The organism is Streptomyces phaeolivaceus, from assembly GCF_009184865.1.
Lineage (GTDB): Bacteria > Actinomycetota > Actinomycetes > Streptomycetales > Streptomycetaceae > Streptomyces > Streptomyces phaeolivaceus.
Genome location: NZ_CP045096.1, coordinates 6,530,197 through 6,544,161 on the forward strand (window position 1 = coordinate 6,530,197; position 13,965 = coordinate 6,544,161).

Annotated in this window: 13 protein-coding genes and 1 tRNA gene; 5 read left to right on the top strand and 9 right to left on the bottom strand. The window is 71.5% G+C overall.

The window, feature by feature from the left end:
• The first annotated feature begins 128 nt into the window (after window positions 1–128).
• Genes htpX through F9278_RS30295 form a run of 3 tightly spaced genes read left to right on the top strand, consistent with a single transcriptional unit; the run spans window position 129 to window position 2,585 of the window.
• Window positions 129–992: a zinc metalloprotease HtpX gene (gene htpX / locus F9278_RS30285; RefSeq protein WP_152171148.1), complete on the top strand. Its 864-nt coding sequence runs from the start codon at window positions 129–131 to the stop codon at window positions 990–992.
• Window positions 989–1,387 (top strand): YccF domain-containing protein, encoded by a 399-nt coding sequence (locus tag F9278_RS30290; protein ID WP_152171149.1) that lies wholly within the window; start codon window positions 989–991, stop codon window positions 1,385–1,387. The genes htpX and F9278_RS30290 overlap by 4 nt, the downstream gene beginning before the upstream one ends.
• Window positions 1,388–1,412: 25 nt before the next feature.
• Complete coding sequence (locus F9278_RS30295) at window positions 1,413–2,585, top strand: barstar family protein (protein ID WP_152171150.1); 1,173 nt, start codon at window positions 1,413–1,415, stop codon at window positions 2,583–2,585.
• A gap of 10 nt (window positions 2,586–2,595) precedes the next feature.
• On the opposite strand, the gene F9278_RS30300 is transcribed toward F9278_RS30295, so the two are convergent.
• On the bottom strand, window positions 2,596–3,855 hold the full coding sequence (locus F9278_RS30300) for an APC family permease (RefSeq protein WP_152171151.1): 1,260 nt from the start codon (window positions 3,853–3,855) through the stop codon (window positions 2,596–2,598).
• Between the two features lie 190 nt (window positions 3,856–4,045).
• Between F9278_RS30300 and F9278_RS30305 the strand changes: the two genes are divergently transcribed.
• The gene (locus tag F9278_RS30305) at window positions 4,046–4,312 is read left to right on the top strand and encodes a GlsB/YeaQ/YmgE family stress response membrane protein (RefSeq protein ID WP_152171152.1); all 267 of its coding nucleotides are present in this window, start codon (window positions 4,046–4,048) and stop codon (window positions 4,310–4,312) included.
• Window positions 4,313–4,383: 71 nt separating this feature from the next.
• On the opposite strand, the gene F9278_RS30310 is transcribed toward F9278_RS30305, so the two are convergent.
• Window positions 4,384–4,872 carry a YajQ family cyclic di-GMP-binding protein gene (locus F9278_RS30310; RefSeq protein WP_152171153.1) on the bottom strand — a complete coding sequence of 163 codons (489 nt, stop codon included), beginning with the start codon at window positions 4,870–4,872 and terminating at the stop codon, window positions 4,384–4,386.
• A 169-nt stretch (window positions 4,873–5,041) separates the two neighbouring features.
• On the opposite strand from F9278_RS30310, the gene F9278_RS30315 reads away from it, so the two are divergent.
• Window positions 5,042–5,123 (top strand) — tRNA-Tyr (locus F9278_RS30315).
• A 158-nt stretch (window positions 5,124–5,281) separates the two neighbouring features.
• Here F9278_RS30315 and F9278_RS30320 read toward each other — a convergent pair.
• The 7 genes from F9278_RS30320 to F9278_RS30355 all read right to left on the bottom strand — a co-directional run bounded on the left by F9278_RS30320 (window position 5,282) and on the right by F9278_RS30355 (window position 13,929).
• Entirely contained in the window at window positions 5,282–6,646 is a 1,365-nt protein-coding gene (locus tag F9278_RS30320) for a tyrosine-type recombinase/integrase (protein ID WP_152171154.1), read from the bottom strand.
• Between the two features lie 71 nt (window positions 6,647–6,717).
• Window positions 6,718–6,906, bottom strand: coding sequence for a helix-turn-helix transcriptional regulator (locus tag F9278_RS30325; protein WP_152171155.1), 189 nt, complete (start codon window positions 6,904–6,906; stop codon window positions 6,718–6,720).
• 157 nt (window positions 6,907–7,063) lie between these two features.
• A complete protein-coding gene (locus F9278_RS30330; RefSeq protein ID WP_152171156.1) occupies window positions 7,064–8,329 on the bottom strand; it encodes a DUF3631 domain-containing protein in 1,266 nt (421 codons plus the stop codon).
• A gap of 346 nt (window positions 8,330–8,675) precedes the next feature.
• On the bottom strand, window positions 8,676–9,584 hold the full coding sequence (locus F9278_RS30340) for a bifunctional DNA primase/polymerase (protein ID WP_152171157.1): 909 nt from the start codon (window positions 9,582–9,584) through the stop codon (window positions 8,676–8,678).
• A gap of 90 nt (window positions 9,585–9,674) precedes the next feature.
• Window positions 9,675–9,983, bottom strand: a complete 309-nt coding sequence (locus F9278_RS30345; protein ID WP_152171158.1) for a hypothetical protein — start codon at window positions 9,981–9,983, stop codon at window positions 9,675–9,677.
• 245 nt (window positions 9,984–10,228) lie between these two features.
• Window positions 10,229–12,340, bottom strand: a complete 2,112-nt coding sequence (locus F9278_RS30350) for a hypothetical protein (RefSeq protein ID WP_152171159.1) — start codon at window positions 12,338–12,340, stop codon at window positions 10,229–10,231.
• 2 nt (window positions 12,341–12,342) lie between these two features.
• Window positions 12,343–13,929, bottom strand: coding sequence for a hypothetical protein (locus F9278_RS30355; protein WP_152171160.1), 1,587 nt, complete (start codon window positions 13,927–13,929; stop codon window positions 12,343–12,345).
• Between the last annotated feature and the right edge of the window lie 36 nt (window positions 13,930–13,965).

Below are 13,965 nucleotides of genomic sequence, written 5' to 3' on the forward strand. Positions count from 1 at the left end.
GCCGCGCGCACAAGGGAACTAGTACCCCCCGCCTGGCGTTGACCAGTACGGGAGGGTCCACTGAGAAGTGGAGTCAGCAGCGACAGCAGGCAATGGGTTCCCCCGCCGCACGACTTGGAGGGCGTACCGTGCACCGCCGGCACAACGGGCTCAGGACCGCCGTACTCCTCGGGGGACTGTCCGCACTCATCATCGTCATAGGAAGCCTCTTCGGCCGTACGGGTCTGATCATCGCGGTCGTCGTCGCCCTCGGCACGAACGCGTACGCGTACTGGAACAGCGACAAGCTGGCTCTACGCGCGATGCGCGCGCGCCCGGTGAGCGAGTTCGAGGCCCCGGCGCTCTACCGTATGGTCCGCGAGCTCTCCATGCAGGCCCGCCAGCCCATGCCCCGGCTGTACATCTCCCCGACGGACGCCCCGAACGCCTTCGCGACCGGCCGCAACCCGCGCAACGCGGCCGTGTGCTGCACCGACGGCATCCTCCGCCTGCTCGACGAACGCGAGCTGCGCGGTGTCATCGGCCATGAGCTGAGCCATGTCCACAACCGCGACATCCTGATCTCGTCGGTCGCGGGCGCCCTCGCCTCCGTGATCATGTTCCTGGTGAACTTCGCCTGGCTGATCCCCATCGGCCGCTCGGACGACGACGACGGCCCCGGCCTCCTCGGCATGCTGCTGATCATGATCCTGGGCCCGCTCGCCGCGAGCCTCATCCAGCTCGCGATCAGCCGCTCCCGGGAGTACGAGGCGGACGCCGCCGGCGCCCAGCTCACCGGCGATCCACTTGCGCTCGCCAGTGCCCTTCGCAAACTGGAAACAGGGACCAAGCAGCTTCCGCTGCCCCCGGAGCCCCGGATCGAGACCGCGAGCCACATGATGATCGCGAACCCCTTCCGGCCGGGCCGGGGATTCTCCAGAATGTTCTCGACACACCCGCCGATGGCGGAACGCATCGCCCGACTCGAGAAGATGGCAGGTCGCCCCCAGTGAAGACCATTCTGAACATCATCTGGCTGATCCTCAGCGGCTTCTGGCTCTTCCTCGGCTACCTGTTCGCAGGATTGCTTCTGTGCATCACGATCATCGGTATCCCGTTCGGAATCGCCTCGTTCCGGATCGGCGTCTACGCCCTGTGGCCCTTCGGGTACAGCGCGGTCGAGCGCCGTGACGCGGGCGCGCCGTCCTGCGTGGGCAACATCCTGTGGCTGCTCCTGGCGGGCTGGTGGCTGGCCCTGACCCATATCTTCACCGGCCTGGTCCTCTGCCTGACGATCATCGGCATCCCCTTCGGCATCGCCAACTTCAAGCTCGTCCCGGTCTCCCTGATGCCCCTGGGCCGCGAGATCGTCCGCTCGGACCAGCCGTTCGCCCAGCAGCGCTGGTAGAGCGGCACTCCGGGGGAGGGGCGGGGTGGGGGACACGGAACGGCCGAGATACGTCCTGCTGTCGTACGACGCGGAAGCCGCGTTCCACGGCGAGTACGGCCCCGAGGAGACCTGGGCCTCCTGCACACACACCGAGAACCTCTTCGGCGACCCGCCCCCGGCACCGCGCGGCGGATACGAACTCCTCGGCTGCGCCCCCGAGGCCGCTCTGCGCACGGCCCTCACGCGCGCGCGTGCCGACGGTTCCGCACCGCTCGGCCGCCTCGTTCTGGAGATCCTCGACGAGAGCGGCGAGCCCGTCCACGAGTGGCGCCTGGACGACGTACGCGTCCTCGGCGACCGCCCGAGCCCGGGCGACCCGGCCCTGCGGGACGCCACGGTCGAGGGCGCCCCGCACCCCGACAACCCGTCCGACCACCCGCGCCGCCGCCCCCTGTCCTGGGGCTTCCGGCTCTTCGGCCCCGAGGCCGAACCACGCGGCGCGTGCGAGGACTTGGCGCGCCTCGACGAGGACCCGCCCGAACGCGACGACGACCCCCCGATACGGCTCCTCGGCTGCGCGCCGCGCGGCGCCCTGCGGGCCGCGCTGGACGCGGGCGAGGAGGACCTGGGGCACGCCAAACTGCTGCGGGTCGACGCCCATGGACGTACCGTCCAGGCCGCCGTGGAGGGCGAACTCACCGCGTGGATCCCGTCGGGCCGGGGCCCCGGCCTCGTCGATCTCACCCTCGAACCCTGGTCCGACCGGCCACCGACGGCCGCCGCACAGGTCTGGTCCCTGTGGGACCGGGGCCGCCCCGCGGAACCCAACCTCTGGGCCGGCTGCGACATGGCGGGTCGCGCCTTCTGGCTCCGCACGACCCGCGCCAACCGCGACACGACCGCGCCCGACGCCCCCGCCGGCACCACCTACCACCTCGACGGCCGCCACCTCACCGACGCCGAGGCGTTCTTCTGTGCCCTCGGCGAGGCCGTCAACGGCCCCGGCGGCCACTTCGGCAGCCGCCTCGCCGAGGTCGCCGACGCCCTGCGCGGCGGCTTCGGCGCCACCGCGCCCTTCACCCTGGTCTGGCACGACGCCCCGATCGCCCGCGCCCACCTCGGCCTCTCGCCCCGAGTCGACACCCGCCCGGAGACCTTCGAGGAAGTGATCGCCTTCCTCACCGCGCACCACATCGACGTACGCCTCGCCCGATGAAGGTCCGGGCTCAGCGCCCCCGCCCCGCCCACCACCGCCGTACGCCGTACGCCGCCGCCCCCACTGCCAGCACGGCGGCGCCCGCGCCCACCGACGACACCGGCAGCGCGCACGCCAGCACGGCGCACCCGACGAGCCCGACCGCCGGTACGACCCGTGCGACCGGTGCCGAACTCAGCGTCCAGGCGGACGCGTTGGCGACCGCGTAGTACGTGAGGACGCCGAAGGAGGAGAACCCGATCGCGCCCCGGACGTCGACGGTGGCGGCCAGCACGGCGACCACGGCACCGACGGCCAGCTCGGCCCGGTGCGGCACCTGGAAACGCGGGTGCACGGCGGCCAGGGCCCCCGGCAGATGCCGGTCCCGGGCCATCGCGAGGGTCGTGCGGGAGACGCCCAGGATGAGCGCCAGCAGCGAGCCGAGCGCGGCCACGGCCGCCCCCACCCGCACCACGGGCACCAGCCCCGGCACCCCGGCCGCCCGCACCGCGTCGGCCAGCGGGGCCGAGGCCCGCGCCAGGCCGTCGGCGCCCAGCACCGAGAGCACGGCGACCGCCACGGCCGCGTACACGACCAGCGCGATGCCCAGCGCGAGCGGGATCGCGCGCGGGATGGTCCGCGCCGGATCCCGTACCTCCTCGCCGAGCGTCGCGATCCGCGCGTACCCGGCGAACGCGAAGAACAGCAGCCCGGCCGCCTGGAGCACCCCGCCCACGCCCCCCGACCCTCCGTTGTCCAGCCGCCCGGCGGCGGCCTCGCCGGACCCGAGACAGACGACCACCACGGCGGCGAGCACCGCCAGCACCACGGCCACGATCGCCCGCGTCAGCCAGGCGGCCTTCCGCACGCCGCCGTAGTTCACGGCGGTCAGCGCCACCACCGCCGCCACCGCGACGGCGTGCGCCTGCCCCGGCCACACGTACGCCCCCACGGTCAGCGCCATCGCCGCGCACGAGGCCGTCTTGCCGACGACGAACGACCAGCCGGCCAGGTACCCCCAGAAGTCCCCGAGCCGCTCCCGCCCGTACACATAGGTGCCGCCCGACGCCGGATACACGGCCGCCAGCCGCGCCGACGACATCGCGTTGCAGTACGCCACCACGGCGGCGATCCCGAGCCCGAGCAGCAGCCCCGACCCGGCGGCGCGCGCGGCCGGCCCCGGCGCGGCGAAGATGCCCGCGCCCACCATCGCCCCGAGCCCGACGACCACCGCGTCCCCGACCCCGAGCGACCGGCGCAGTCCCACCGCACCCGATCCGGCCTGTGTCATGCGCCGCACCCTACTGACCACCGCAACCGCCGGCCGTCACCGGAACGTCCACCCCGACAACAAGGCATGAACACAAGGCACGGCAAGCACGCACGGCAAGCACGCACGGCAAGGCGCGTCAGGGTGTGGTGTGGGGGGAAACACAGCCCGGGTGCGGCAGAGGTACGGCACGAAAGGGCAGGTTCACGGAATGAGCATCATCGGCTGGATCGTTCTGGGGCTGTTGGCCGGCGCCATCGCCAAGTTCCTGCTGCCGGGCCGGGACCCGGGCGGCTTCCTCGGCACCACCCTCATCGGCGTCGCGGGCGCCTTCACCGGCGGCTGGATCTCCTCCCGCTGGCTGGACCACCCGATCTCCGAGAACTTCTACGACGGCGCCACCTGGGCCGCCGCGATCGGCGGCTCCCTGGTCCTGCTGATCGCCTACCGCATCCTGTTCGGCCACTCCCGCCGCTGACCGCGAAGGGGGCGGGCCTCCCGGCCGGAACGGAGCCGGGGGACCCGCCCTCTACCCATGGCTCACCTTGCTCACCGGTAGTTGACGAACTGCACCGCGAAGTCGAAGTCCTGGCCCTTGAGCAGGGCGATCACGGTCTGCAGGTCGTCGCGGCTCTTGGAGCTGACGCGCAGCTCGTCGCCCTGGACCTGGGCCTTGACGCCCTTGGGACCCTCGTCGCGGATGATCTTCGCCACCTTCTTGGCGTTCTCCTGGGAGATGCCCTCCTCGATCGACGCGAAGAGCTTGTACTCCTTGCCGGACAGCTGGGGCTCACCCGCGTCCAGCGACTTCAGGGAGATCCCGCGCTTGATCAGCTTGGACTGGAAGACGTCGAGGATGGCCTTCACCCGGTCCTCGGAGTTCGCCTCCATCAGGATCTTCTCGCCGGACCACGAGATCGAGGCGCCGACGCCCTTGAAGTCGTAGCGCTGCGAGATCTCCTTGGCGGCCTGGTTGAGGGCGTTGTCGACCTCCTGCCGCTCGACCTTCGAGACGATGTCGAAACTGGAGTCGGCCATGTCCTGTGGCTCCTTGAAATCGGGGTATCGGGGGGCGACAAGCCTAGCCACACCAGCACCTCCGGGTACTGATCAATCAGGTGGCGGAGCACCCCCGGGCATCAGGTATCGTTTACGTCGTCGCCACGGAGCGCCGCCGAAAAGCGGTTCGAAGGACGACAAAATCCCAGGCGGTGTGCCCGAGTGGCCAATGGGAGCGGACTGTAAATCCGTCGGCTTAGCCTACCCAGGTTCGAATCCTGGCGCCGCCACGTGGATAAAAGGGCCCGTGACCAGCAGGAATGCTGATCGCGGGCCCTTTTGCTTTCCAGGGCGCCCGTGGGGCGTTTCATGGTGGATTGCCCCACTTTGTCTCACCCTGGATCACGTGTTGACCAGCGCGTGTGGGGCATCTGTGGGGCGCCGTGGGTCACTGCCAGCGCTTGAGCGCGTCGTCGATCCGGGCGTTCGCCATGGCGGTGGCTCCGTCCAGGCACTTCGCGTAGACCTTCAACAGGACTGCCACGGAATGCCCGGCACGCCGGGCGACCTCCACCGGGTCGACCCCGGAGTTGAGCCACAGCGAGACGCAGGCGTGGCGAAGATCATAGGGCCGCGCTCCGAGCGGTGACGCGTGCTGCTGCGCGGTGAGCGCCTTCTTCCGCGCCCTCGCCCACACTTCGCCGTACCCGCTCTCCTGCACGAGCCCGCCGCGTGCCGTGCGGAAGAGCCGGCCGTCCGGTGCCACGCCGTGGGCTTGGACGTGCTCCCGGAGCATGGCGGTGAAGTGCGGCGGGATGGGGACGTGCCGGATCTCGCGCTCCGCCCGCCACTTGAGGCCGCGTTCGTCGTGGGGTTGCCCGGAGTCGGTCCACCCTCGCCCGACTCGCGGGCGGGAGCCGTCCAGGTGCAGGGTGCCCCAACCGGACAGGGGAAGTTCGCAGTTCTCGTGCCGGAGCCAGACAGCTTCTGCGGGACGCAGGCCAGCGTGATACAGGCACCCGAAGAACGCTTTCAGGTGCTCGCCACGGGTGCCTTGCTTCTCCACCGCGTCCAACAGCGTCCGGGCCTGCCGGGGGTTGACGACACAGCCGGGGTCGACCTCTTCGCCGGTCGGCGGGATCACCCACTGAACCTGGGGGAGCGGGTTGTGGGGGAGCCGCCGGGCCTCCACGGCGTAGCCCAGGGCGTTGTGGAAGACGGCGCGCTTGCGCTTCACCACGGACGCGGCGGCCTTCTTGCCGTCCAGGCGCTGGGTGAAGGCAGTCAGCACCTTGCGCATGACGATCGGGTCATCCATGGCACTGACGGGCATGGCGTTGCGTTCCACCCACGCCAGGATGCGGACGACTTCCGCCGGGTGGTCGTCCGTCCAGCGGTTGAAGTTGAAGGCCCAGCTATAGAGGGCGCTGCGTAGCTCCCGCGTGTCGGGCATGCCGCGACGGCTGGTCACCAGTGCAGGCGTGGCAGTGGCCAAGGTGTCGGCGAGGCCCGTCCGGGTCTTCGCGGGCGCGGCCGGCCACTTCATCTCGATGTAGTCGCGCGCGTGCTGGTACCAACTCACGTCGTTTCGCTGCCGGAGCTCCCGGACCGGTACGCCGGTCGCTTCGTCGAACGGCTCCCCGGCGTTGACGGCGGTGAGGAGTTCCGCGCGTCGACTATCGGCGAGGGTCTTGGTTCCGAACGTCTGAGAGTGCGGGGTGTCGCCTACCTTCCACCGCAGCTCCGCTGAGGTCTGGCCCCGGTCCTTTCGCTGACGGACGGCCCAGATTCGAACGGTGTACGTGCTTCCCACAGGGGTCCTTTCACTGGAACGGGCCCGCCGTGTGGCGGGCCCGTTGTCGAGCTGTCATTGGTCGGTGGCGGTCAGCAGGCGGCGCGTTCGAGGTTGTCCCACCACGCGTCGAGGTCGGCGCGGCGGCAACGGATGTGCCCGTTGGGCAGCTTGACGAGCTTGGGGGCCTTGCCACGGGCGCGCATGCGGTAGAAGGCGGCGCGGCTCATCTCGATCTCTTCGAGGACTTCGGGGAGCTTGAGCATCTTGGGGCGAGCCATTGTTGCGACTCCTCGTCTTGGCCTTCTGGGGGATCCGCAACATCCGCCACGCCGCAACATTGCTGGTCAGCGGCTTGAATCTGTGGCGGATGCCGTTTCTGTTGCGGATAGGTGCTGCCGCGCGGCGGGCCCGGCAGCACCTATGGAGTGGGCGGCGTTAGCCGACGCTGCGGAGGGTGCGTGTGTCGGATTCGGCGAACATGTGGCGGGTCTCGGATGAGCCTTCCGCCACAGATTCACCCGCGTTGACCTGCGGTGTTGCGGGTGTTGCGGATGTTGCGGATTTCTGGGGGTCGGGGCGGCAGTAGCGGTTCCATGCGTCGGTGAGGTCTTCGGCGTAGTAGCCCTTGGGCGTGGTGCTGCCGACCCGGATGCCCTTGGGCTTGATCGGGGTGTTGTCGGGGCGCACGTACTGGCTCAGGAGCTTGGACAGCCGGCGGGCGGTGAGCGGCTTGATGGCCTGTCCGTCCTCGCTCATGTCGGCCCATGGGGCGTCGTCGAGGGAGAGGAGGACTTCGAGGATGGCTGCGGTGGGCATCTTGTCCACGCCGCAGAACACCTTGTCGCGCAGGTCTGTCAACAGCCGTACGCCGAGGGAGGCTTCGTCGTTGCTGCTCGCGGACTTGATGAGTTCGGTGCACGCTGCTCGGGCCCGTGCGGGCCAGTGACCGCCGGCGGCGTCCGCGACGGCGAGCAGCGGTTCCCACACGTCTGCCGGCCGGTCGGTGACGCCCTCGGGCATCTCGGGCCAGGCTTCGGAGATCTGGTCGTGAATGGTGGCTGTCCAGTCTGCGAGCCGGTCCCGCAGGACGTGACCTTGCTTCTCGTGGACGCGGCGCCGGTAGGGCTCGCACTTCTCGTTGGGTGCCTTCTTCCGCATGCGGATGATGACCGACCTGGTCAGGATCGTGTCCGGCAGCGTGCCGAGTCCGGCCATGGCGACCGCGCAGAACGAGGGGAAGAAGCCTGCTTTCTGGTCGGATCCGTCTCCGACGCAGCGCAGGGACTTGGCGCCGCGCCGGTAGCCGGAGTTGAGGAACCCGCGTACTTCCTCGTTCCCGCCCGCCTTGGGGCCGAATACGGTGTCGATCTCGTCGAAGAGGAGGGTGGGTGTGCCCTCGTCTGCGGAGACGAGCCGGAAGAGGGCGTTGGCGGAGGCGTTGACGGTGGTCGCCGCGCGGGGGGTGAGGGTCTCGATGATCTCCAGTGCCCGCGACTTCCCCGATCCCGGTTCGGGGCTGAGGAAGGCGATGCGGGCGGTGCCGTCGAGGGCGTCCATCAGGTGGGCGTGCGCGTCCCACAAAGCTACGGCGGTGTAGGCGTGTTCGGTGGGGAAGACGTTGAAGCGGCGGTGGAAGGCTTCGACCTCGTCGAGCAGCGCGGCCCCGTCGATGGCGGGGGTGGTGGGGGTCGGGTCGGTCATGCGGCGGCCCTTCCTTCCTGGGTGGTGCGGAGCGGGCAGGTGTCGCGGTGGGAGTCGTGATCGGCGGCGAGTGCGAGCACGCGGCGGATGCCGACAGCGGACCGATCGCGCCCACAGGCGCACCACGACGTGGCGGTGGGGACGGCGCCGCGACCGGGCGCACTGATGTGCAGCCACGCGATGGCGCGGCGCCCATCGTCGCCATGGTGGTCAGTACCAAGGGCAGTTCGGACGCCCTTGCGGGCGGCGCCTTTCGGCTCGCCCACGGCCGTCGTGTCCACAGGCTGTGGAGCGGCGACCGGCCGACAGGTGGTGTCGGGGAGGCTCTTAGTAGGCGGAGGGTTGGTCATGCCGCTCGCCTGCCGGCCGTGTTGTGGGCGATCGACCAGTCCAGTCCGCGCGTGATCACGTCGTCGTAGTAGCGGGGGGACTGGGTGGCGTTGCCCGATGCCGCCCTACTAAGAGCCTGCTCGACCTCGCCGCGGTCGAGGTCGCCGGACGCGATCAGCCGACCGAGTGCGCGGGCGGCCCGCAGCAGGGTGGCGTTACGGGTGCCGTCGGCGGCGGTGGCGACGTTGTGCGTCTCGCCGCGCAGCGCGGCGGCGGCGTACCCGCCCGCCCGTGTGGTGAGCGGCACGGACACGTCCCGTGCCGGACGCTGCGGGGGCTTGAGCGCGTCGTGCAGCCACGCGGGCAGCGGGACGGGCGGGCGGTCGTCGAGGACGGTGTACGCGCCGGCGGGGGTGGTGCTCGCGGCGGCGACGACGTAGCCGCCCCAGCCACGGGTGTCGATCTTCTTCGCGAGCCGTCCGGCGGTGTTGTGCAGCCGGACGCCGGCGGGCTGGGTGAAGTACAGGTGTTCCCCGCCGCGCGCGGTCCGCACCCGGTAGGTGGTGGGGACGGCGTGTCCGGCGCGCTCGCAGAGCGCCGCAAAGGAAGTCGCGCCGTCAGGCGTTCCTTTCGGCTCTTGCGGTTTGAGCGTGTCGAGGTCCACCACGAGCAGCCCGGCCGGGCCGGTCGCGATACCGACGTTGTACGACTGCTGTGCCCACGCGGCTGCCAGCAACTCGGGATCGGTGGTGGCGCGCTGCTCGGGGGTCTTGTGTCCGTCGGTGCAGCGGCCGGTGGCGGGGCAGTGCTTCTGCGCGTGGCCGGCGGGCCGTTTGTCGTGTGGGCGTAGGGGGATGACGGGCCAGCCGCGCGCGGCTGTGTCCAGTGCCGCGCGGAGCAGCGCGGACCGGGGGTCATGGGTCATGCTGGATTCCTCCAACAGGTCTGTTGCGGACTGGTTGGCAAGGGCGGCCCCGGTTTCTTTGGCGAGATGTGGGGGCCGCCCTTGGCGTGGCTAGGTGTTCTTGGTCCGGGCGAGTCGCAGGGTGATGCCGCCGATCCCGATGGGTCCGGCGGCGCCCGCGATGACGGTGGCGGTGTGGGCGGCGGCGTCGAGCAGGAAGCAGAGCGCGGCGACCAGTCCCCAGCCGCCCGCGACCGTCGCGCCGGCGATGGCGAAGGGGATGAGCAGGCGCCGCCACGGGACGCCGGGCGGGGTGGTGCCGTTGACGACGATGACGACCGGCTGTCCGGTGGCTTGTGCGCGGTTCCAGTCGTCGGCGGGTATGTGCGGGGCCAGGTGGCCGGGCGTGTGGTGGTTCATCGGTGCTCCCTTGGGGTGTGCTGCGGGCCCGCGCCGGGAGGCGGCGCGGGCCCGCAGGGTGGGAGTGCTCGGGGTGTTCGGCTTGTCGCGTTGCTTGTCGTCCTTGCTTGTCGTCCTTGCTTGTCGTGCGGCTTGTCGCCTGTCTTGTCTTGTCGCTTGTCGCCTCCCAGGTCACAAGCCGTTTCCGGGCTTCCGGGACCGGGGAACCGGTGTGTCTTGGGGGCGTGCCGACAGGCGACAAGTGATCAGTTGTCGGGGGCGTGGTCGCGGTGGACGTAGCGGGCTTTGGTGCCCTCTCCGATGCGGACGGCGGTGCCGTCCTTGCTCCAGTCCTTGAGCCAGCCGACGACCGTCTGCCGGTTGGTGCCGTACTCGTCGGCGAGGGCGCGGGCGATGGCGGACGCTCCGGTGCCGTCGGTGTCGGCGGCGAGCAGCAGCGCGAGCGCCGCCTGTTGCGCGGGGCTGTCCTGCTCGCCCCGCAGCGCCGACAGGTTCAACCCGCCCGCCGCCGGGGGCTGTTCGGTGGCGGGGGTGTTCGGGTCGGAGGTGGTGGCGAACTGGGCGTCGATCTCGGCCCTGAACCGGGCCAGCAACTCGTCTTCCGGCGAGACGTGCTCCGCCTCCCGCCCGCTGAGCGCGGACAGGCGCAGACCCGGCACCGATCCGGACCCCGAGGACCGGTCGGCGTGGTCGTCGGGGGTGTGGGCGTGCATCCAGGCGGTGCGGGCGGTGTCCCAGCGGCGGGCGTAGGCGGGCCCGGCGGCCCTGGCGGAGATCTCGTCGAGGCGGGGGTGCCGGTCGGAGGTGGCGGCGGTGATCTCCCGGATCTGGTTGGGCAGGATCCGCCACGCCTTGAACAGCCCGGCCGGAGACTCCGGCGTGCCCATGAACCCGGCCCCCTTGTACGGCGCCTGTTCCACCCGCAGACCCCTGCGGCCGGGGAAGAGCTTGCCCAGGTCCATGCCCTCGGTCTCCCCGCCGGTGAGCGCGACGCGTACCTTGCCCTCGCGGCGGATCATCAGGTTGCCCAGCACGCTGCCGGTTGCCCCGAGCGCGGTCAGCACGGTGCGCACGCCCATGGCGCGGAGCATCCGGATGACTTCCAGGATCTTCTTCGCGAGTTCCTTCATCTGCCGGTCGGTGCTGACGAGGATTTCGGCGCCCTCGTCGATCACCAGCAGGATCTGGGGAATCTTCGCGCTGACCGGGAGGAGATCGGTGTTCGCCCTGGCCAGCAGATCCTGGTACGCCTTCTTGCGGTGCAGGCCGACGGCGAGCGCGGCGTCGAGCATGGTGAGGGCTTCCTCGTGCGTTCCGGCGAGCCAGTCGATACCGGGCCGCACCGGCTTGCCGTCCTCCCCCTTGACCTCCCCTTTCAGCGCGGGCAGGACCCAGGGGAGGCCGGCGGATCCGGCGTTGAGGTCGATGACCCAGGTGAGGACGTCCTCGGCGCGGGCGAACCCGGCCAGGATCGTGTGGACCATGTTCGTCTTGCCCGATCCGGTCGGTCCGACGACCAGCGCGCACTGCTCGCGCAGGTAGGCGGAGACGGTCTCGCCGTTGGTCCGCACCCCCCACGGCAGACCCGTCAGCACGGACAGGGTGCCGTAGTCGTCGGGGTAGGGGCAGTCGTCCTTGAGGACGTTGACGGTGGTCACGTCCAGGATGGTGCGGCCCTGGTGGACACCGGGCCCGGCGGTCGCGGTGCAGCCGTGCGGCAGCTTCGCATCCGCCGACAGGGCTACCGAGTGCTGGGCGATGCGGTCGTAGGTGATGCCGCCCTGGGGTTCGAGGTCGAGGGAGTACCCGGCCCCGGTCTCCCACTGCTCCACCCCGAGCACCCGCACGGTGATGCGGCAGATCCGCTTGATCCGCTCGATCCATTCGGCGGCGATCTCGCGCCGCTCTGCGGACAACTCGGCCATGAGCTGGCGCTGTTCGACGGCGAGCGCCTCCTCCTCGCGCGCTTCCTCGTACAGGGCGGCGGAGCGGGCGGCGGCGCCGATCCCGACCCCGATGGCGGCCAGCGATCCGAGGGCGGCCCAGGTCAGCGGGCCGTGGGTCATGGCCCACGTCGTCCACCCCGCCCCGACGAGCCAGGACGCGGCGCGGGTGGCCAGCGTGCGGCCGGCGTTGCGCACCCGCAGACCGGCCACGGTGTGACCGAGAGCGCCGGCGGCGCCGACGGCGAGCGCCCAGCCGGGCGGCATGGCGGTCGCGGCGCCGGTGGTGGCGACGGCGAAGGCTCCGGTGGTGGCGGACAGAGCGCCGGTCACGGGTCCGTGACCGGCCGCCCAGTCCAGCACCGGACCACTGCTGACGTGCTGCTTCTTCTTCGCGGTGGCGGTGCTGCTCATGATTAGACGTTCCAGCCCTTCTCGGCCTCGGGTCCGTTGCGGGGGTCCTCGTGACGGGCGATGTCCTGCTCGTGTGCCTGCCGGAACAGCGGCCCCATGTCCTCCGCGACCGCGACGGAGGCCATCACGGCGCCGTAGATGTCGTTGAAGCCGCCCGCGACTTCCTTCTCCAGCGGGAACTCCGAGTCGGAGCGCTCCGCGAGGATCTTCATCACGTTCGCGACGGACGTGAGCGCGGCCGGGAGTCCCTCGACCATGGCCAGGATCTCCATGGCGTTCTCGGGGGCGTATGCGGTGGCGGCCTGCTCCATCTCCTCGGCCGCCTCTTCGAACCGGAAACCGGACACGTGCTCTCCTTCACTGACCTTCGATGTTGCGGGGGTGGGAACGTTCGCGGCCGGTCGCTCGACGGTGTCGGCGATCTGGCCGGTGCCGTCCTCGGCGGCCTCCGCGTCGGCGGCGGCCTCCTCCTCGCGCAGCTGCTCGCGGGTGGCTTCGTCCCGCGCCGTACGCTGCTCGGCGGCGGTGAGGACCATCCGCCGGTACAGACGGCGACCGGGATACATCAGCCACGGCAGCGCGAACTTCCGCCCGATCGGCGTGCTGATCAACCCGAGCAGACCGGCGGGGAGAGCGAGCAGCGCGGCGAGCAGCCGACGGCCCTGGAAGCGGGCCGCCGACCGACGCAGCGCGCGGCGAGCGGCCTTGCGAGCCGGGGCCTTGCGGAGGATGGCGCGCCGCCCGGCCACGGTGGCGCCGGTCTTCGCGTCGCGCCGGCCACGGGCCTTGGCGACCGCAGCATCCCGCGCGGCCCGTGACCTGCGGATGGCACCGCCCGCCAGCCGCCCGGCCAGCCCCGCCCGCTTGCCCGAACGGGCCATGCCAGCAGCGGACTTGGCGTTGCGGCGGGCGTCGGCGACCGCGCGGCGCGCTGTGGTGGTCTGCGCCCGCTGTCCGGCGCGCGAACCGGCGGCGGCCCTCTGCGCGGCGCGCAGCGCCTTGACCTGCCCGGCCCTGCCCGCTGCCTTCGACACGCCGCCAACTCCGCGCTTGGCGGGGCTGTTGCCGGGCCTGCTGCGGGTCTTCCCGCCGGTCGCGGTACCAGCGTGACCGGCGGCGGGGCCGGTGGTGCGGCGGGACTGGCCGGGCGCCTTGCCCGACCGGCCACCGGCCCCACCGGCACGACCACCGGCCGAACGACCACCCGCACCACGGGTGCCGGTACCGCCACTTCGCAGACCCGCGCTACGGGCAGCGGCGTTGCGGCCTGCCGTGCGGGCGGCGGCCCGGCGTCCCTCGCGGCGCGGGTTGGGGGTGCGGGAGCGGGCGGCGGCGAGCGTGCCGAGGACGACCATGCCGGTCGCGGCCACCATCGCGGCGACCGGCCCGCCGACCAGAGAGGCGGCGGCGACGGTACCCACCGTGCTGTTCGCCCCGGACAGGGCCAGCGGGACGATGGGCCAGCCGCCGGGGGTGTGCTCCACCTCCCGCGCCACCGGCGTCGCGGTGGGCGGGGTGTCGGGCGGCGGCGGGTCTGTAGTGGCCGGTACCGGCTGAACGGCTACCGGCTCCGTGCTGAGTTCCGTCATGCTGAGAGCACTCCTTAGGGGAGTAGGGCCCGGCCG

Bases quoted from the DNA above. Each gene is read 5' to 3' on its own strand.
- F9278_RS30300 (WP_152171151.1), bottom strand. From the start codon at position 3,855: ATGACACAGGCCGGATCGGGTGCGGTGGGACTGCGCCGGTCGCTCGGG.
- F9278_RS30305 (WP_152171152.1), top strand. From the start codon at position 4,046: ATGAGCATCATCGGCTGGATCGTTCTGGGGCTGTTGGCCGGCGCCATC.
- F9278_RS30310 (WP_152171153.1), bottom strand. From the start codon at position 4,872: ATGGCCGACTCCAGTTTCGACATCGTCTCGAAGGTCGAGCGGCAGGAG.
- F9278_RS30325 (WP_152171155.1), bottom strand. From the start codon at position 6,906: ATGGCTCGCCCCAAGATGCTCAAGCTCCCCGAAGTCCTCGAAGAGATC.
- F9278_RS30330 (WP_152171156.1), bottom strand. From the start codon at position 8,329: ATGACCGACCCGACCCCCACCACCCCCGCCATCGACGGGGCCGCGCTG.
- F9278_RS30340 (WP_152171157.1), bottom strand. From the start codon at position 9,584: ATGACCCATGACCCCCGGTCCGCGCTGCTCCGCGCGGCACTGGACACA.
- F9278_RS30345 (WP_152171158.1), bottom strand. From the start codon at position 9,983: ATGAACCACCACACGCCCGGCCACCTGGCCCCGCACATACCCGCCGAC.
- F9278_RS30350 (WP_152171159.1), bottom strand. From the start codon at position 12,340: ATGAGCAGCACCGCCACCGCGAAGAAGAAGCAGCACGTCAGCAGTGGT.
- F9278_RS30355 (WP_152171160.1), bottom strand. From the start codon at position 13,929: ATGACGGAACTCAGCACGGAGCCGGTAGCCGTTCAGCCGGTACCGGCC.